This is a genomic window from Bartonella sp. LJL80 (genome assembly GCF_054871565.1).
The window spans coordinates 26,269-45,001 of record NZ_JBTXLM010000006.1 but is presented as its reverse complement, the minus strand read 5'-3'; the positions used below and the strand labels follow the sequence as shown (position 1 = coordinate 45,001).

Sequence of the window (18,733 nt, the reverse complement as noted above, 5' to 3'; positions counted from 1 at the left end):
TGCAACGGATTACTTCTTCAGCGCATTCAAACGGTCAAGTGCACCGCCAAAACCATCAAGCTGCACGAATAAGTTATCAAGCACGGGTTCACCGTTACCGGCAGATGTTGCCGTCAGCTTAAGCTGCTTGCCTGCACGAAGACCGGCAACAGCATTTTTGTCGAAAGCGATCGGGACGATACAACCTGCGGGCATACAAGTACGAACACTCGTATCAACCACCACCTTTGAATCATCCACCTGCAAACGTACGGGCTTTGAAACGAGAATACCGAAAGGCACGACCAAAACGCCTGAAACATTGCCGTCGGCGGCTGTTGAAACGTTCATGCTAAGAACAGGCTGGTTTTGCGCATTGACTTCCTGCCGGATCATCGCGCACATTTTCTCGCCGTTCTGTACCGCGCAATTAACGGTCCACAAGCCGTATGTTTCCGTCAAAGACGACGCGCCATTCGGCAGCGTTGCTGTCCCTGGCTTATCCCCCTTGGCATCCTGTGCCATGGCTGTTGAAGAGACAGCAAGCAAAGCTGCCATAGCGATGGACCCTAAAAGCTTTTTCATTTCAATAATCTTTCCGCAAAATACAACTTAGGTTTACGACCCCAATAGTCTTGCTATATACAGGTTTATGACAAATAAAACAGCCCTGCATTTAACCGGCCGTGTTCATTGCACAACAATGTGACGGAATTGAGCGACAACCTGTTCATAAACAGCTTGCTTAAATGGTACAACCATCATTGGCAATGCCTCAATATCCACCCATTTCCATTCATCAAATTCGGCGCTATTGCCCTCTGGTGGCGGATTAATCGCAATTTCACTCTCTTGACCCAGAAATCGGAAAGCAAACCATTTCTGTGTTTGTCCACGATACTTTCCCTTCAATGCAACACCGACAAGCTCATCAGGCAGATCGTAATGGATCCATCCTTCTGTCTCTTTGATCAACTCAATAGTCTGAATGCCGGTTTCCTCGTAAAGTTCCCTTCGCGCTGCATCTAAGGGTTTCTCACCCTTATCGATACCGCCCTGAGGCATTTGCCACAACTTTGAAGCACCCGTTAGCTCATCATGTTTTTGTGTCAGTCTGCGACCGGCCCAAACCTTACCTTGCTTATTAAAAACAACAATACCGACACATTCACGATATGGAAGACTGTCACGCTTTCCTTGTTTAGCCATTCTTACCCACCCAACTCAACATTGATTGTCTTACTAACCCCGTTTTCTTCGACGTCGAAATGCGATTGATAAGAAGAACCATTTTCGGCGGCATTTATAATTGCCTGAATATCCAGCCCCTTATCTTTCAACGACGAAGCAGCAGAAGCGGGAAGGATTTTTTCCATAAGCCCAACAAACATCACCGGAATGGAATAGCTATCGACGGTTTTCCCATCGACGGTTTTTTGTATTCTTATCATTTTCATGGACTTGCACCCTGTTAAAAGAAAGGCGCGAAAAACGCGCCTTTAGATCAGTTCGGAACACCTTTTTCAGGATTTGGCGGGAAAGCAGCATTTGCCATCTCGCCACGTAAAAGCTTGTAGGCTTCATTAAGCTGGATGTCATCTTTTGGATCTTTAGGAACAAAAGCTGCTGATCCCGACCCTTTGTCATCTTCCTGATTGCCTTTAATATGGCCCTTCAGTTCGGATTCACCCAAATTGACGTCATATCCCTTAAACTCATCCGGCAAAGGCTGGTCAACCTTGATATCAGGAGTGATGCCCTTACCTTGGATCGAAGCGCCTGAAGGCGTGTAATAAAGCGCCGTTGTTAAGCGTAGGGCACCATTCTCACCCAACGGGATGATTGTCTGCACAGATCCCTTGCCGAAAGACTGCGTACCCAAAACCGTTGCACGACGGTGATCCTGAAGGGCACCGGCAACGATTTCAGACGCGCTGGCAGAACCACCATTGATCAACACGATAAGCGGTTTGCCGTTGATCAAATCACCTGGCTTGGCATCAAAGCGCATAACCTCTGCCTGATCGCGTCCGCGGGTTGAAACAATTTCACCTTTGTCGAGGAACGCATCCGACACATTCACCGCCTGATCCAGCAAACCACCCGGGTTTAACCGCAGATCAAGAACAAAGCCTTTAAGCTTATCATTCGGTATTTTTGACTGGATATCCTTGATTGCAGCCTTCAGATCATCATAAGTCTGTTCAGTGAACTGGATAAGACGCAGATAACCAATATCCCCTTCAACGCGGTATTTCACTGCCTTGACCTTGATAATATCGCGAATAACCGTAATTTCCAGCGGCTTGTCGACGCCGTTACGGATGATGGTCAGCTTGATTGGCTTACCTACCTCGCCGCGCATCTTGCTGACAGCATCATTTAGCGTTTGACCACGTACCTGCTCGTCATCGATTTTTGAAATAAGATCACCAGCAAGAACGCCGGCTTTTGATGCCGGTGTGTCATCCATCGGTGATACGACCTTGATCAAATCATTTTCCATGGTGACTTCAATACCAAGGCCACCAAATTCGCCCTTGGTTGAAACGCGCATATCTTTTGCTTCTTCAGCATTCATATAAGATGAATGCGGATCAAGCGAGGTCAACATTCCGTTGATAGCATTTTCAACCAGCTTTTTATCATCAGGCACAGTTACGTATTGCGCACGAACACGCTCGAATACATCGCCAAAAATCGCAAGCTGCTTATAGGTGTCGCCTTCACTATTGGCTGCGACCGATTGCACCATGACCATTGAACTGGCACCTAGCAATACACCGGCAGCCAAAAGAGTTATTTTACGAATCATTCTGGTTCCTTCCCGACTTACCAGCCCCCCACCAAGGGGATGGATTTACAGGTTTACCTTGTTTTCTGAATTCAATGTAGAGCATTGGAGCGCTTTTGCCTATATCCAATGCTGCAGCACTCGCAATAAGTTGTGTTCCCATAGCACCTATCGGCTCACCGGAAAGCACAAATTGTCCTTGGACGACGTCGATCCGCGCCATACCTGCTAAAAGGACATGATATTCCTGTCCGACATCAAGGATGACGAGTTGGCCATAAGAACGAAAAGGGCCCGCATAGGCAACCACCGCATCGACCGGTGCCGTCACGATCGCCGCCGGTGGTGTTTCAACTGTGTCGCCGACAGAAGTTCCGTTGCCACCACCAAACTGTTGAACAATTTTGCCGGACACAGGCAACAGCAAATGGCCTTTCTGGCTGTCAAAATCCAGATTATGGGTCAGCTGGATATTGTCGCTGCTACCGTCGGGGCCCGACGGCTGTTGCCGAGACTGTCTTTCCAATTCGGCGAGAAGATCCTCCAGCGATTTTGCTTTTTCGGCAAGTTCAAGATTCTTTCGCCTTTGAGATTGCAGCTCTTCTTCGGAGGTTTTCTGGAGCTTTGCCTTTTCTGTCAGCAATAATGCAAGGCGTTTTTGTTGTTCAGCCTGAGCCTGAACCTGATTTTTCATCGTGTCGCGCTCAGCCGAGATGGAATCGCTCACCCGTGTCAATTCTTTAAGGCTTGCGGAAAGCGCCATGGTTTTTTCCCGCATTTCTGGAACAACAGCACCCAGAAGAACCGAACTGCGCACTGAAGCAAGCGCATCATCAGGACGGACCAAGATAGCCGGTGGTGGATTCAACCCCATACGTTCAAGTGCGGCCAGCACTTCTGAAAATTCGGCACGACGGCTTTTCAAGCTTTCATCGACTTTGGATTTCTCATCCAGCAACTTTTTCAGCTTATCTTCGCTGGCGGCAATGTTTTCTGTCGCTTCGCGCTCTTCTTTCGCTGCTTTCACCAGTTCAGTTGTCAGAGTTCTTTGGTCTTTTTTCAACCCGTCGACCTGCTTGGCCAACTCGGCCACACGTTCACGCGACAAGCTCATAGTTTGTTGGATCTCCGCCAATGCCTTGCTCGCCGCATCACGGCTTTGGGTATCCTGTGCCAGAGATGATGCCGGGACTGCCATACTGGCACCCCATAAACACAAAATAGCGAGAAGAAAATCTCTCCCCGCTCTCCAATACACAGCTTGTATCGCTTTAGATTGTGTCATCATCCCGCTTATAAAGCTTAATCTTGACCAAATAAGGGATTTTTACACGTCATGTTCCTAAAACAATGTTAACATTTGACAGTAAACCGGGTTTGGAATCTGCGAAGAATTACACCCGATGGTAGGGGTGTCCGCTTAAAATTGTCGCAGCCCGGTAAAGTTGCTCTGCAAGCAATATTCGGGCAATTTGATGGGGCCACGTCATCGCACCAAAACAAAGGAGCATATCCGCTCGTTCGCGAACCATGGGGCTATGCCCGTCCGGCCCGCCAAGCGCGATAACGAGATGGCGGGTTCCTGCATCTCGCCATTCAGCCATATTCTGCGCAAATAGCGGCGATGTTTGGGACTTGCCCCTTTCATCCAGAACAACAAGTCGGCTGTTCTCGGGCAAAAACTCAATAAGCTTCTGCCCCTCCTCGTCCATTCGCTGCATTGCTGATTGGGCTCTGCTTTCCGTTATTTCATGGACCTTTCCCAGCGAAAGCCCCAATGGCGGTGCAGATTTGGCAAATCTGTCAAAATAGCGCGCGGCCAATTCCTGCTCGGGGCCTTTTTTCATGCGCCCGATGGCAAAAATATTTACCTGCACGTCAATGGCTTCCTGGAGCCGCTGATTTCAACTTATCACTATCTGGTGCAAGCCACATTTTTTCGAGGTTATAGAATTCTCGAATCTCGGGGCGGAAAAGATGTACGATAATGTCGCCCGTATCGATCAATACCCAATCTCCGCCTGCTAAGCCTTCAATTTTAGCCAATCCAAACCCTGCCTCTTTCATGGCCCGCAACAAATGATCGGCAACGGCTGAAACATGCCTTTGCGAACGGCCCGACGCGATAACCATATGATCGGCCAGTGCGGATTTTCCGCGTAAGTCTATTGGTGTAATTGCTTCGGCTTTGGAATCGTCGAGGCTCGACAAGACTACAGCAAGACTTTTGGCGACGGCTGCTGCCTCGGCAGTTTCTGTCGCCTTGGCACCTTTTGTGCCAGATAGAGAAGAAGCGTTTTTCAGAACATAACCCTTTCTGAGTAGAAAATACGTTTTACAAGATTGAGACGCCATACCATGAATATGGTTGCAGAATAGCGTTTATTTTTAAACAATAAATAAAAACGCTGCGATGCTCGTTTTCGGTTTCGTTATATCGTACCATTGTGTCAATCTCATGCTTGTCCACGCAAAACCGTGGATGATGCTGTTGAAAGGCGACCATGAATATAAACCCATGCTGGCGGCGACATAAATGGCAGCGCGGCCGCATCGGTTTCATCAATACGGAATCTCGAATAAGTCTGCGCCATTTGTGACGATAATGGTGACATGCGGGCCGAAGGTCTGTCAATAATTGCAATCGGTATCATCTGTGCAATATCGCGCCATTGATGCCAATGATGGAACGAAGCCAGACTATCTCCGCCCATGACCCAGACAAATCGAACGCCATTATTGCGTGCGATAATATGGGCGATGGTGGCCACCGACTGTCGAATCTGAATTGTCTGCTCGAAACCGGTTATCTTAATACGCGGATCATCAACCAATTGACGGCTCATCAGCATTCTTTCCTCTAGCGAGGCAAGATTTGAATGATCTTTCAGTGGGTTTCCAGGAGTGACCATCCACCATAATTGATCGAGATGAAGCCGCTTTGTGGCGGTTTTGGCAACCATAAGATGGCCATCATGCGGCGGATTGAACGATCCGCCAAATAGGCCCACGACATTGCCGCTTTCAGCATAGGGAATGCGTTTTGCGTATATCAGCCGATCATTCAAGGGCGTATCTGTCCGTTTCCGCTGACCTGATATTGAAAGGAGGTCAATTGCTCAACGCCGATGGGCCCCCTTGCGTGCATTTTGCCGGTGGCAATGCCAATCTCCGCGCCAAAGCCAAATTCTCCACCATCCGCAAATTGGGTTGATGCATTGTGGATGAGAATTGCAGAGTCCAATTCATTGAAAAAACGTTCGACCGACTTGGCATCTTCCGCAATAATAGCTTCTGTATGGTGGGATGAATATCGTTGAATATGCTCTATCGCACCCGCTACACCATCAACAGCTTTTACCGAAACAATCGCATCAAGATATTCTGTGGACCAATCTGCTTCTTTGGCGATTTCTGCCCCTTCCAACTTTGCAGCAATGTCTGGTGTGGCGCGTATTTCACAACCATGTTGCTGCAATGCAGCTAGTGCCGGTATAAAGCTCTCCACCGCGGATTGATCAATCAATATCGTCTCGACGGCACCACAGACACCTGTGCGGCGCAGTTTTGCATTAATGATGATATCACGTGCCATAGCTCTATCTGCGGATGCATCAACATAGATATGGCAAATTCCTTCAAGATGCGCAAAGACCGGCACTCGCGCTTCTGCCTGCACCCGCGCAACCAAACTTTTCCCCCCACGCGGAATGATAACATCGATATTTCCGTCAAGTCCCGATAGTAAAGCCCCTACTGCTGCGCGGTCCGTGGTGTCGACCAGTTGTATAATCTCCGGCGGCAATCCCGCCCGCCTTAGTCCTGAAACCATCGCGGCATGAATTGCCCGTGATGAATGAAAGCTGTCGGAACCGCCACGTAAAATTACTGCATTGCCCGCCTTCAGACACAAAGCACCGGCATCGGCAGTAACATTGGGCCGGCTTTCATAGATCACGCCGATAACGCCCAGTGGTGTACGCACACGGCGAATGGTCAAACCATTCGGCCTTTGCCATTCACTCGTAATTTCACCCACAGGATCGGGAAGTTTCGCAATCATGCGCACACTATCGGCGATCGCTGACAGCCTATTTTCATCCAACCACAGCCGATCGACCATCGCCGTTCCCATACCATTTTTTTCGGCTTGCTCAATATCAATCTGATTGGCGGAAAGGATAGCCGACATATTCGCTACAATTTCATCGGCCATTGCCAACAAAGCGTCTGTCTTCTTTTGGGGTGTCGTTATGCCAAGTACAGAGGCCGCCGTACGGGCTTTTTTGCCCATCCCCTCCAGATATTCAAACAATAAATCCATCGAAACGGGTTTCCTCAACAACTTGCACCAATAAATACTTTATAGGCTGTAAAACTGACGAATACAAATAGGTCTTCGGTCTTGTTTTGGCAAAGTATTTTGAGCTAGCGCTTCAGCTACTTGGAGCTATGGTGCATCGTGTAACGCCATGTCATTGCGATGCACCATGGCGGATCTTGGCTCATAGCCGAGTATAGCTTCGATTTCCGATGTTTTGCGCCCTGCGATAAGTCCCGCCTCTTCGCGGTCATACCCAATAAGACCACGCGCAATTTCAATTCCGTCGTGATCAAGAATGGCAACCGTATCACCACGGTGGAACATGCCCTCGACCTTGGCGACACCAGCAGGCAAAAGTGACTTTCCCGCCTTTAAAGCTTCGACAGCGCCATTATCGATCGTGATTTTCCCCGCAGCATCGAGATGTCCAGATATCCATGTTTTCCATGCGCTCACAGGTTTTTCACTTGGGGCAAAAAAACTGGCACGCTCGCCAGCATCAATGGCATGCAATGGCGACAATCTTTTGCCCGACGTGATAACCATAGCAGTTCCGGCATTGTTAGCAATCTTGCCTGCGTCGAGTTTGGTTTTCATGCCGCCACGCGATAATTCCGAGGCAGCAGCCCCCGCCATTTTTTCGATATCGGCATTGATGGATTCAATAAACGGTATGAATTGCGCCTGCGGATCCAAATGCGGCGGCGCAGTATATAGGCCGTCAATATCCGATAACAGGATGAGAAGATCAGCCCCCATCATCGTCGCAACGCGCGCTGCCAAACGATCGTTATCACCATAGCGGATTTCACTGGTGGCAACGGTATCATTCTCATTGATGACCGGCACCGCACCGAAACGCAAAAGCGTGTTGATGGTCGCGCGGGCGTTCAAATAATGGCGACGATCTTCGGTATCCATCAGGGTCAATAATATCTGCCCTGTTTTTATCCCATGCTGCTTTAATGCATCTCCATAAGCGCGTGCCAATTCTATCTGCCCCAACGCGGCACAGGCTTGGCTTTGTTCAAGCCTTAACGAGCCAGCCGGCAACTGCTGCAAACTGCGCCCAAGCGCTATAGCACCGGAGGAAACCAAAAGGACATCAACTCCTTTATCACGCAACGCCGCAACATCAGCGATAAGGCTGGCAAGCCATGCGGTTTTCAGCCCATGCTTGGGATCGACAAGAAGGGCTGAGCCAATTTTGACAACGATGCGTTTATATTGACCAAGCTTCTGCAACCCCTGCACCATCTCTGCCTATTCCTTTATTGCTTCACCAGCTGCTTGTGCCCTATCGGCTTCAATAATGCGCGCCACCGCACGCAAGGCATCTTCCAGCCCCTCACGACTAACAGCAGAAAGCAGCATAACCGGTTTCCCGACTGCTTTTTCCAACTCTTTCTGTTTGATTTTGCGCGCGTCCTTATCGAGCGTATCAATCTGACTGAGAGCCACAATCTCGGTTTTGTCTATCAGGCCGTGGCCATAGGCCTCTAACTCACCACGGATAACTTCGTAAGCTTTGGCAACGTCTTCTTCCTGCGCCGATACAAGATGAAGAAGCACACGACAGCGTTCAACATGCCCTAGGAAACGGTCGCCGATGCCAACACCTTCATGCGCACCTTCGATCAAACCCGGAATATCGGCCAACACGAATTCGCGCGCGTCGATCCGCGCTACGCCAAGGTTGGGATGTAATGTCGTGAAAGGATATCCTGCTATTTTCGGCTTCGCAGCTGTAACAGATGCCAAGAATGTCGACTTTCCAGCATTCGGCAATCCAACCAGTCCGCCATCAGCAATCAGCTTCAAGCGCAACCAAACAGTGCGTTCCTCACCCTCCAGGCCAGGATTGGCACGGCGCGGCGCACGATTGGTCGATGTTGTAAAATGCAGATTGCCAAAACCACCATTGCCACCTTTCGCAAGCCGAAAACGCTGCCCGACCTCGGTCAAATCGCAAATAAGTGTCTCGTTGTCTTCCTCAAAAATCTGGGTGCCAACCGGTACTTTCAATACAACGTCATCACCTTTGCCGCCCGTCATATTGCGGCCCATGCCATGCATACCGGTCTTAGCCTTGAAATGCTGTTGATAGCGGTAGTCAATCAACGTATTCAGACCATCAACAACCACCGCCCAAACGTCACCACCGCGTCCGCCATCGCCGCCGTCTGGCCCACCAAATTCCAAAAATTTCTCGCGCCTGAATGAAACCGCACCGGCGCCACCAGTCCCGGAACGAATATAGACTTTTGCTTGATCAAGAAATTTCATATCGGCTGCTCTTATTTTCGAATTGGCTGTTTCATAGCGTAAACTTGTCTGCAATGCCATAGCGACATCACACAGCACTGTGCGTGACTTTTTCGACTACACCCAACAGACGCCGATTTACTGGGTTACTTACGCGCTGTTGCAGAGTTTTGCTTCACTTTGAGATGGAGTGCCCATCGAGAACGAGCGACGTTTTTGCAGAAATCGTCTTGATTATCGTCACTTGTCGTCAAATATGCAAAGATGTTTCGCTTCAAAGCCCTCAAAACAGAATAAATTTGTCTAAGACGCGACTATTCTTTAAAGCGTCAACCTGCCCTAGACGAAACATCTTCGGTTTTTTTTCCCTTAAAATCACGTGCTAACAGATAAAGCTCAACCGATTCAGCCCGACTGGCCGGCGGCTTGACGTGATGAACGGTTTTAAAGTTCTGCTTTAACGTTGTCAGCAATTCATTTTCCGCACCACCTTGGAATGTTTTTGCCAGAAAATGTCCCCCGGGTTTCAATACCGATATCGCAAAGTCCGCTGCAACCTCGCAGAGATAGATCGTGCGTATGTGATCTGTCTGTCTGTGACCTGTTGTTGGCGCTGCCATGTCTGATATGACCAAATCGGGTCGCGCACCGAGCGCTTCCATCAATTTTTGCGGAGCATCTTCATCCAGGAAGTCCATTTCCAACATGGTTACACCGGGCAGCGGATCGACATGGAGATAATCGATGCCGACAACCGATGGATCCGCATCGGTAGAACCGACAATTCGCGCTGCCACTTGGCACCAGCCACCGGGCGCGGCACCAAGATCGATAACCTTCTGACCTTTTTTGAGCAGCTTGTAGCGATCATCAATCTCGATCAATTTGTAAGCAGCACGCGATCTATAACCGTCTATTTTTGACTGGTGTACATAGGGATCGTTTAAATGTCGTTCCAACCAACGCCTTGACGAGGCTTTAATCGTCCCTGCTTTTTTCTTCACACGGGTATGTAACTCGCGTGAACCAGCACCACCGCGCCCGCCTGTCCGTGTTCCCGTTGGCTTTTTCATAAAAATTCACTTTCATTCCGATTGGCTGTTCGTGGATGTTGTATAGCAGGGCGTTTGCGCCGTCTCCATGCTCCATCTCGCGACATTAATTCAGTCAATATACCTTCACGCAATCCTCTATCTGCTACCCGCAAGCGTTCACTAGGCCAGATTTCACGGATTGCCTCCAGAATTGCACACCCCGCAAGCACAAGGTCTGCCCGATCCTGCCCGATACACGGATTTGCTATCCGTTGCGCCAGATTCCATGAAAGCAGCCGTTCTGTCATACGTGTCACATCGGTGCTATCCATCCAAACCCCGTCAATCCTACGGCGATCATAACGCTCCAGATCAAGGTGAATACCCGCCAATGTTGTCACCGTCCCAGATGTTCCCAGCAAGTGGAATCGCGGGCTTTTCGCCAAAGCGCCCAATTTATCCCGTCCACTGAAAGACTGTAAAAGATTGCGCACATGATCTTTCATCTTTTCAAAGTCTTCCGCAGTCACATCTTCCCCACCAAAACGTTCTGCCAGTGTCACGACACCAACGGGCAAGGATGTCCATGCCGTAATATGTTCTGCGAGACGCGGTGAGCGTTTTTGCGAGATATCGATCAACGCTATTTCAGATGATCCACCCCCAATATCAAAGAGCACAATGGCATCCGTATCGTGTTCGACCAGCGTACCGCAACCGGAAACGGCCAAACGAGCTTCAGTTTCCCGATCAACAATTTCCAGATCGAGCCCTGTTTCATCCAAAACACGCTGGATAAAAGTCGCACCGTTTTCCGCCGAACGACAAGCTTCGGTTGCAATCAGCCTATGCCTGCGAATATGTTTCTGATCAAGTTTTGATCGGCAGATTTTTAACGCTTCGATTGCGCGATCCATAGCCTTATCATTTAACCGGCCACTATGCCCTAGACCTTCGCCCAGACGGATAATGCGCGAAAATGCGTCAACCACGCGAAAATGACCGGGTTTTGTAGGTGTTGCGATCAACAGGCGACAATTATTTGTGCCAAGATCAAGTGCTGCATAAAGCGGCATTTTACGCTGCATGGCATATTGAATAGAACCGTGATGGTGCGGCTTTTCATGCGGCTGCGATACAGCACCTGCTTTCGGCCTTTCGGCATCAAGGGCTGGAGACGTTAAAGGCCTCTTTGCACGCTTTCTTCGGCGCCGCTTTTTTTGCTCGGCCACACCATTTTGAGTGTCCGTATGGACAGCTATTTTTCCACGCTGGCGCCGACGTGCGCGTTTTTTCTTCAAGGGAACAGCATGTGACGTGTCACCCGGCGACGATGGGTCGCCGTTTGCATGACTATCGGCACGGACGTGCAGTTGTTCCGCACATTCCCTGCCAGCGTTCCCCCGCTCCGGCCCTTTCGGACTCTGATCCAACGGAGTCATTTTTCTCTTTCCTTCAAGTGCAACCGAGCAATTCACTCTAAGGTTCGCACCAAATTTTCTATCGTTGCATATAATGTAACAGCGTTGACCGAAATTACCAATAGGAAGACCGTGAGTTGTGATAATTTCGTTGAAATATAATACTTGATTTTCATAAGTGAGTGAGCGTCGAGTTTCATCGCGACGATCATATAGCGCCATACAATCAGGATGAAGTCTCCGACTGTCGGCGATTGACTGACAAATCCGCGTTATATTTGTTTTGCAAAATTTGGGCTTGTATCTTCAATCGAATCTGATAAAAGCCTTGCTATTCTGGCAGTCTGGCAGAAATGCTGGGGAATAGTTTAATGGTAGAACAGCGGACTCTGACTCCGTCAGTCTTGGTTCGAATCCAGGTTCCCCAGCCACTTCTCTTCCTAGAAAAATATAAGTTTTAACTCTCTAGAATAATCCGAAAAATGAGAACAATTGGTGGTTTTGCGCTGCACAAAAGTCGGCACAGTCTTTGCCGTATGTTCTTCGTGGCCTGTTCACTTTTCACTTACCCCACAAACACTTGAAGAGAAAACGTTGGTGCTGCGTTTTTGGCCTGATTATTATCTGAAAGATATGAAGCCGAGAATTTCTTACATTTATTTCCTATAAAACCGGCCCCAATTGCTTAGCGCAAAACCGGATACTAACAATTATGGTTTCAGATACACGGGCATGAGGTTCAACTGGATAGCTTTACTTACCGCATGCGCAATTGATGTAGCATTTAGTTCTCGCCGTGCAGATTCGATATACGCTCTAACCGTATTTTGAGATATTCCCATAATGATGGCTGTCTCGTGCGTGGTCTTGCCTTGCGAAGCCCAATATAAACAGTGGAGTTCACGAGGCGTCATTCCAAGGTGCATATCGGATTCAATACGGGAATTTGATTTTTTAAGGTTTAAAGCAGTCGCATGAATGAGCTGCGCTATTATCATGAAATCTTTCATGTAAACTGACTTTAATCGCTCCCATGTTCTTGCATTTCCGTCGTGCGTTATGGATACGATAGCACGTTCTGATCTTGGCCCACGCAATGGAATACTCAAGCCATAATCACCTACTCCAAATTCTCGAGATGCGGTCATTATCTCTTTTATTTTGGCCGACCTCATTTCAAAGTCACGCCAATCTGTTGGCAATACTTGCTCAAAAGTCTGATAGAGGACAGGATCGTAAAGGTAAAATTCATTCTGTCGATAATAGTCTTGCCACTTTTGGCTGTATGTTGTGATAACAACCGGTTCTTCCGTCTTCAGCCCGTTATCATTGATGCAGAAATATGTGATATTCTGCAGATTGAAGAACGTAGTCAACTCCATGCATTTTTCGCGTAAAACTTGCAAATCTGAAATAAGCAATGGATAAAAACCCATTATTTGTGCGGTATCAGATCGAAACTCAAATTTTTCTAACATTTCGACTTATGCCAGATAGCCCCCTGTAAATCTTCAGGGTATCGATCATTACTTCAATACCTTAGAGTTTACCCATTGATTGTTTATGTCCACTTAAAATGAGTACGCTTTTTATGCGGCTTTTGCAACCAACGGCAGCAATAATGAGGAGGCGCTCTAAACCACATAATCGGATTGTTCAACGGATTTTTTCGTCGAGCAAAGAGGCTAGAAATTCAAATATTTTTCCCTCCGTTCGAGCATTTCTGTAAAATGCCTCAGCCGCCCATGTTTTCAATATGCGCTGCTTTTCTAAACTACTCAAACAACAGTACATTGGGTCCTCCCAATAAAAATTGCGCCGATCTTTTTGCACAATAAACAGGTCTTATAAATGTAGGCATCATTAAATCGTTGTTATTATTACCGCTTAATACCTGTTGAGAACGTTATTGAAGTTACAGGAAATTTAATATTTCCATGATATGCGGAACGTTCAAAATTTGTATGTTAACATTATCATTACTTATTATGATGTCTTATCCGTCGACTAGTCCGATAGCCGCACTAATCGCTCTAACGGCAAGTGCACAAAATAAAAATCCATTCAATCCTATAATGTTTTGAGTAGCGACAGAGATATTATGGATAAGGTCATAATCACCGAGCAGGTGAAAAATCGTTCCCGCCACTATCTCAGCACCGAACACAACGCATAACGCCCGCCTATCCTTAAGATAACTGATTGTAGGCATTTACGGGCAGCGGCCTATTTATCTTTCACCCATAGGCACTAGCGAAGGCAGTTATATCGGTATCCCACAGTTAACGACTATCCGGTCTCAGACTACGTTCCCATGGGAAATGGCATAGTATCCATAATAAACTTACCGTAAAGGTGGGTTTACATTTCCAATACTGATCTTCAAAATATTACTACTCATGGGTCATATTCAGAATATTCATACTTTCCGCCGGATTCAACGTATAACCTATGAGTTGACCGTTTTCGTAATGTGCATATTTCTGACTATAACGTATCGTCCGAATATTACCGCCACTTTTTGTTTCTTTTATTTATCGTGAAACAGTTATATCTTTACCGAAATTTTTAAATAACATCATGCCCGTTTTTTTTCTAAAGCCTTTGCATCATCATTATAGCTGGTTAAAAATAAAGCAGAGATAATGAGAGACTTATCCGTCAAGGCCCTGACTTGACATTCCATGGTAGGTGAAAAAATAACAAATTCCCGCGCATCATCAGCGGTTGTCATTCTCGTAGAGGTGATCGATTCGGATCTATATTTATGAGTTTTGGTAGCTTGATTTTTACACTATAGGCTTTTGCTGCTTTAATCATTTTATCTGTCGAGAAGGCGTTATCTACACAAAACCTCTCCAAGGTGGTAATTGCCAATGGTGTAGCGGTATTCATTGCTCTTTCAAAGACTTTGCTTAAAAGATTCGGAATAGTATGTATTTGACTACTACTGCATCCCGTTAATAGAATCAAAAAAACGTAATGAACAGAAATTTTCGAATATACGCAAGTATTATCATCCCCATATATTAATATTGTTTTCCTCTAGAATTTTTATGCAATATTGACAACAGAAAAAACCGAACAGTAAAACAATTATCTAGCGAGTACTTTCATTCATTACGCTTCTGTTTCTAAGTGCAGCAGTCTGTTGCGATGACCTGCACAGTCATTTCAGCATTGACCTGAATCGTTCTTACAATTTATTCCCTTCACGCATTGAAAGATGGGTTGCTGCCAATAATCTCGGTTTGAAACGTTATCAGAAAGATGTGAGATAAGCCTTGTAACTGACATTACGAAAGCGCAGTATTATGCATAGCGACAAAATTAGGAGCTCTAAGTATGACCGACCAGAACAAAAATAAACACATGAAAATTATTGACGTCGAAGCCATTGATGATGCGGATGTCGCTGCTGGTGGGCCTGTTGATACGGTCGATATCTTTGATGACTTAGCGAATGGCTCTCATAGTGCAGAGCGCAAGCGTAATAAGTCATTGGAGGATGTTGAAAATCCTCTAAGCGATGAAGATAAAGATGTTGTCGAGGAAAATCTTTATTCCAGCGAACCGGATAGTGACGAGGCCGAATAGTGCATAATGGCCGTACAGCAACTCTTTATGATGTTACTGTACGGTTCTGTTTTCCTTCAATATGTCTTTTGGGTTCATCACCAGTGTTTGCAGCGTCTTGTGCAGAACGTCTGTTGCTGTTTCAGCCGCGCCCGAATTGTTGATGCAGATATGCGTTATTCCCTCCGGTACGTCCAATGGCATTGCCGCACGTTTTAAGCGTCGCTCAATATCATTCATCTGCTCACGCCCACGCTGTTGTAAACGGTCCCGAAGCACATCGTGATCAGCAGTAATTTCTATGACCACAACATTCTCAAAGAGATTTTGGCAGCGTCTTATGACGTTGCGCGATATATTTGCAATCACAATCTTGCCGGCATTTATATCAGCGATCACAGACCTTGGTAGCCCATAGAACAAACCATGGGCTGGCCAATCGATGCAAAAGGCACCATGAAAACGTTGTCTTAGGAATTCCGGTTTGGATATACTCGTGTGGTCTTCACCTTCTGCTTTTCGTGTCACCACACGGCGTACAAAAACAAAACGTTGATCGTCGCCAAGCAGCGCACGAACTGCATTAAGAACGGTATCCTTACCAGCACCACTTGGCCCGACGACAGCTACAAAACAACCTGTATCAGAAAGATGTATGCCCGGCGCAGAATAAGCGTTTTTATTACGCAACACGGATCCCCTCCCTCCAAACACCGCTGATAACAGGCACTGCATCCTGCTTTCGAACGCGTACAATATCTGCACGTAAGCCTTCTTTCAGGCAACCTCTGTCATCTAAGCCAGCCGCGCGGGCGGGATTGGTACTTACATAACGAACAGCTTGCGGTAGTTTTTTTTCATCCTGGCATGCAAGAGCAAAGACAGCTTGCATCAAGCTAAAGGGGACATAATCAGAAGACAAAATATCAAGGCAGTTTGCATCAAGAAGGTCTGCAGCCGAAATATTACCGGAATGGGATTTTCCGCGTACAACATTGGGTGCCCCCATTAACACATGCAATCCGTTCTTATGTGCGTGACGGGCAGCTTCCAGAGTGGTTGGAAACTCCGCAACGACAACCCCGAGATCGATTCCCTCACTCACATGATCGATTGTCGCATCGTCATGACTTGCCAAAGCGATACCTTTTTCGGTTGCCTGTATCGCTATGGTCTCACGGTTGCTGCGAGAATAACGTTCCGACTGCGCAATTCTGCGCTTTGCATAATCATCAAATTCGGTATCGGAGATGCCATATTTCCCTTGATAATAAGTTTTATAGGCATCAAGGGATGCAAATTGGCGCTGTCCGGGCGCATGATCCATCAGCGATGCCAACCGCACCTGCTTATTATCGGCAATCCTGTCAAACGCGCCAACTGTGTCTGGCAGAGAAACCTCGCAGCGCAGATGAATGAAATGTTCCGATTTCAGAAGGTTATCAGCTTGCGCCTTCGACACAGCATCGGCAATCTCCAGCAGCTCTTCCATTGCATCCTTGGATTTGACCCGCAATTCTTCATGCCCTACCCGTAAACCATCAAAAACGGTGGTAATTCCTGAACCACATACTTGCATATCATGCGCTTGAAGAGCAGCCATTGTATCCCAACGTACTTTGGGTCTGGGATGTAAATGCGCCTCAACATTATCGGTATGGAGTTCTACGAGACCGGGAACGAGATATTGTCCATCGCAATCCTCCCCGATTGTGCCATTTCCCTCATCGATGTGCTGGATGAGACCGTCTTTGGTAACCAGAGTTCCATGGATGACCGCATCTTCCAGAACAATACGGGCATTGCGAAATATCTGCTCTGATGACATTTTTATAGAAACTCCGATTTTGTTTTTTTGCCGAGCATGTGTCGGCTATGGCAATAAAAAGGCTGCTGGGGTGAAGGCTCGACAAATAAAGACAAAGCGTCAAAGGCAAGCGGACGGCCGATAAATTTATCGAAATGCTTGTAAATACTTTCTTCGACGATGTTTTGGTGCTCCTGTGCAACAGAGCCGGAAAGCGTCATATGGAAACGGTAAAATTCGAAAATATAAGGATAGCCGAATTCTTTTAGATAGTGATTTTGCCGTTCTGTTAAAAATTGCGGATGGCGCCTGGCAATATCCTGCAGCGTAATATCCGCACGAAAATGTTCAAAAAAACGTACTGTCTCATTGGCCAAAAGCGTAAGATGTTTGAGGTCGCCTTGTGGAACGAGGGCGAAAAAATCTTTTATCTTACGAACTTCAAGTGCGGGAAGTTCGAATGGCCCCGCATCGCCACAATAATCGGTCAGAGCAGACTGCAATGCATCAAGCGTTTGCATCGGCGCCAAATGGAAAGGTGCCTTGATGGTGGCATGGAAACCATAGTGAGCCGGCTTGGAAACTGCTGCTCGGTCATCCGCGACAGCGCGTTCGATCAAGGATGCAGAATGCGGATCCCAACCAAGCCATTTGGCGGCGGCCGCACTCAATCCATGCTGATCGTCCGGTGTAAAATAAACAGCGACACGCATTATATAAAAAATTTCCGTAATTGTTGTGAGACGAGATCCATGATCGTCACGGCAAGTACCACTATGATAAGAATTGCCGATGCCTGCGGATAATAGAAAGCACGGATGGACTCAAACATAACCTGTCCTATTCCGCCAGCACCGATAATGCCGAGAACTGTTGCCGATCGCACGTTAGATTCAAGGCGGTAGAGCGAGAACGAAACCCAAAGCGGCATAACCTGCGGAATGACACCATAGACCACCTGCTGGATACGACTGCCACCAGCTACCTTTATCGCTTCGACAGGGCGCGGATCAATTGCTTCGACCGCCTCGGAAAATAGTTTGGCAAGCACACCGGTCGTATGGACGAAAAGCGCCATGACACCGGCAAAAGGACCAAGACCGACAGCAACTACGAATAGCACGGCAAACACGACTTCGTGGATGGCACGACAAAGATCCATTAGTCGGCGTACCGGTTGCAAAACAATAGGTCGCACCATATTACCCGCCGAAGCAATGCCAAGCGGAATGGCTAAAATAACAGCCAGGAACGTGCCCCATATTGCTATTTGGATAGTAACCAGCATTTCCGACAAATAGTAACGCCACTCCGAGAAGTCCGGACTTAAGAAACCGGAGGCATATTCCGCCATATTTCCCGATTCAGAAAACAAAAGCGGCCATCGGTTCATTTCAGCAGGGCCCCAGCTCCAAGCGAGAGCGCCAAGAACCAAAGCTGGAAAAATCCATCGTTTCCAGCGGCGCGGCCTATCCAAGGCAGAATATTGCGCGGTCATTTCAGACATTTTTTACCCTGTAAAAAAGGGATGGA

General features: G+C 47.4%; 20 protein-coding genes and 1 tRNA gene. 2 read left to right on the top strand and 19 right to left on the bottom strand.

What is annotated here, in order from left to right; all coding sequences use genetic code 11:
- Nucleotides 1-9: 9 nt before the first annotated feature.
- The 13 genes from ACYSNS_RS10525 to ACYSNS_RS10465 form a co-directional block, all read right to left on the bottom strand.
- Nucleotides 10-564 (bottom strand): invasion associated locus B family protein, encoded by a 555-nt coding sequence (locus tag ACYSNS_RS10525; RefSeq protein ID WP_461723116.1) that lies wholly within the window; start codon nucleotides 562-564, stop codon nucleotides 10-12.
- A gap of 105 nt (nucleotides 565-669) precedes the next feature.
- Nucleotides 670-1,188 carry an RNA pyrophosphohydrolase gene (locus ACYSNS_RS10520; protein WP_461723115.1) on the bottom strand — a complete coding sequence of 173 codons (519 nt, stop codon included), beginning with the start codon at nucleotides 1,186-1,188 and terminating at the stop codon, nucleotides 670-672.
- 2 nt (nucleotides 1,189-1,190) lie between these two features.
- The gene (locus ACYSNS_RS10515; RefSeq protein ID WP_461723114.1) at nucleotides 1,191-1,436 is read right to left on the bottom strand and encodes a hypothetical protein; all 246 of its coding nucleotides are present in this window, start codon (nucleotides 1,434-1,436) and stop codon (nucleotides 1,191-1,193) included.
- 47 nt (nucleotides 1,437-1,483) lie between these two features.
- Entirely contained in the window at nucleotides 1,484-2,794 is a 1,311-nt protein-coding gene (locus ACYSNS_RS10510) for a S41 family peptidase (protein ID WP_461723113.1), read from the bottom strand.
- The gene (locus tag ACYSNS_RS10505; protein ID WP_461723112.1) at nucleotides 2,784-3,971 is read right to left on the bottom strand and encodes a murein hydrolase activator EnvC family protein; all 1,188 of its coding nucleotides are present in this window, start codon (nucleotides 3,969-3,971) and stop codon (nucleotides 2,784-2,786) included. Before ACYSNS_RS10505 ends, ACYSNS_RS10510 begins: the two co-directional genes overlap by 11 nt.
- 196 nt (nucleotides 3,972-4,167) lie before the next feature.
- Nucleotides 4,168-4,650, bottom strand: a complete 483-nt coding sequence (gene rlmH, locus ACYSNS_RS10500) for a 23S rRNA (pseudouridine(1915)-N(3))-methyltransferase RlmH (RefSeq protein WP_461723111.1) — start codon at nucleotides 4,648-4,650, stop codon at nucleotides 4,168-4,170.
- Between the two features lies 1 nt (nucleotide 4,651).
- On the bottom strand, nucleotides 4,652-5,128 hold the full coding sequence (gene rsfS / locus ACYSNS_RS10495; RefSeq protein WP_461723110.1) for a ribosome silencing factor: 477 nt from the start codon (nucleotides 5,126-5,128) through the stop codon (nucleotides 4,652-4,654).
- A 101-nt stretch (nucleotides 5,129-5,229) separates the two neighbouring features.
- On the bottom strand, nucleotides 5,230-5,811 hold the full coding sequence (locus ACYSNS_RS10490; RefSeq protein ID WP_461723237.1) for a nicotinate-nucleotide adenylyltransferase: 582 nt from the start codon (nucleotides 5,809-5,811) through the stop codon (nucleotides 5,230-5,232).
- Between the two features lie 26 nt (nucleotides 5,812-5,837).
- On the bottom strand, nucleotides 5,838-7,118 hold the full coding sequence (locus tag ACYSNS_RS10485) for a glutamate-5-semialdehyde dehydrogenase (RefSeq protein ID WP_461723109.1): 1,281 nt from the start codon (nucleotides 7,116-7,118) through the stop codon (nucleotides 5,838-5,840).
- A gap of 105 nt (nucleotides 7,119-7,223) precedes the next feature.
- Complete coding sequence (gene proB / locus ACYSNS_RS10480; RefSeq protein ID WP_461723108.1) at nucleotides 7,224-8,354, bottom strand: glutamate 5-kinase; 1,131 nt, start codon at nucleotides 8,352-8,354, stop codon at nucleotides 7,224-7,226.
- Nucleotides 8,355-8,360: 6 nt separating this feature from the next.
- Complete coding sequence (gene obgE, locus ACYSNS_RS10475; protein ID WP_461723236.1) at nucleotides 8,361-9,383, bottom strand: GTPase ObgE; 1,023 nt, start codon at nucleotides 9,381-9,383, stop codon at nucleotides 8,361-8,363.
- Nucleotides 9,384-9,691: 308 nt separating this feature from the next.
- On the bottom strand, nucleotides 9,692-10,435 hold the full coding sequence (locus ACYSNS_RS10470; protein WP_461723107.1) for an RlmE family RNA methyltransferase: 744 nt from the start codon (nucleotides 10,433-10,435) through the stop codon (nucleotides 9,692-9,694).
- Entirely contained in the window at nucleotides 10,432-11,838 is a 1,407-nt protein-coding gene (locus ACYSNS_RS10465; protein ID WP_461723106.1) for a Ppx/GppA phosphatase family protein, read from the bottom strand. The genes ACYSNS_RS10470 and ACYSNS_RS10465 overlap by 4 nt, the downstream gene beginning before the upstream one ends.
- Before the next feature lie 336 nt (nucleotides 11,839-12,174).
- On the opposite strand from ACYSNS_RS10465, the gene ACYSNS_RS10460 reads away from it, so the two are divergent.
- Nucleotides 12,175-12,248: transfer RNA gene (locus tag ACYSNS_RS10460), tRNA-Gln, on the top strand.
- 279 nt (nucleotides 12,249-12,527) lie between these two features.
- On the opposite strand, the gene ACYSNS_RS10455 is transcribed toward ACYSNS_RS10460, so the two are convergent.
- Nucleotides 12,528-13,295 carry a LuxR family transcriptional regulator gene (locus tag ACYSNS_RS10455; protein ID WP_461723105.1) on the bottom strand — a complete coding sequence of 256 codons (768 nt, stop codon included), beginning with the start codon at nucleotides 13,293-13,295 and terminating at the stop codon, nucleotides 12,528-12,530.
- Nucleotides 13,296-13,813: 518 nt separating this feature from the next.
- Nucleotides 13,814-14,029: a hypothetical protein gene (locus tag ACYSNS_RS10450; RefSeq protein ID WP_461723104.1), complete on the bottom strand. Its 216-nt coding sequence runs from the start codon at nucleotides 14,027-14,029 to the stop codon at nucleotides 13,814-13,816.
- Nucleotides 14,030-15,162: 1,133 nt separating this feature from the next.
- Here ACYSNS_RS10450 and ACYSNS_RS10445 point away from each other — a divergent pair.
- Nucleotides 15,163-15,414 (top strand): hypothetical protein, encoded by a 252-nt coding sequence (locus tag ACYSNS_RS10445; RefSeq protein ID WP_461723103.1) that lies wholly within the window; start codon nucleotides 15,163-15,165, stop codon nucleotides 15,412-15,414.
- 33 nt (nucleotides 15,415-15,447) lie between these two features.
- Here the strand turns inward: ACYSNS_RS10445 and phnN are convergent, their stop codons facing one another.
- Genes phnN through phnE form a run of 4 tightly spaced genes read right to left on the bottom strand, consistent with a single transcriptional unit; the run spans nucleotide 15,448 to nucleotide 18,707 of the window.
- Nucleotides 15,448-16,086, bottom strand: a complete 639-nt coding sequence (gene phnN, locus ACYSNS_RS10440; protein ID WP_461723102.1) for a phosphonate metabolism protein/1,5-bisphosphokinase (PRPP-forming) PhnN — start codon at nucleotides 16,084-16,086, stop codon at nucleotides 15,448-15,450.
- The gene (locus ACYSNS_RS10435) at nucleotides 16,076-17,221 is read right to left on the bottom strand and encodes an alpha-D-ribose 1-methylphosphonate 5-triphosphate diphosphatase (protein WP_461723101.1); all 1,146 of its coding nucleotides are present in this window, start codon (nucleotides 17,219-17,221) and stop codon (nucleotides 16,076-16,078) included. Before ACYSNS_RS10435 ends, phnN begins: the two co-directional genes overlap by 11 nt.
- 2 nt (nucleotides 17,222-17,223) lie before the next feature.
- The gene (locus tag ACYSNS_RS10430; RefSeq protein ID WP_461723100.1) at nucleotides 17,224-17,913 is read right to left on the bottom strand and encodes a DUF1045 domain-containing protein; all 690 of its coding nucleotides are present in this window, start codon (nucleotides 17,911-17,913) and stop codon (nucleotides 17,224-17,226) included.
- Complete coding sequence (phnE, locus tag ACYSNS_RS10425; RefSeq protein ID WP_461723099.1) at nucleotides 17,913-18,707, bottom strand: phosphonate ABC transporter, permease protein PhnE; 795 nt, start codon at nucleotides 18,705-18,707, stop codon at nucleotides 17,913-17,915. The genes ACYSNS_RS10430 and phnE overlap by 1 nt, the downstream gene beginning before the upstream one ends.
- Nucleotides 18,708-18,733 lie beyond the last annotated feature (26 nt).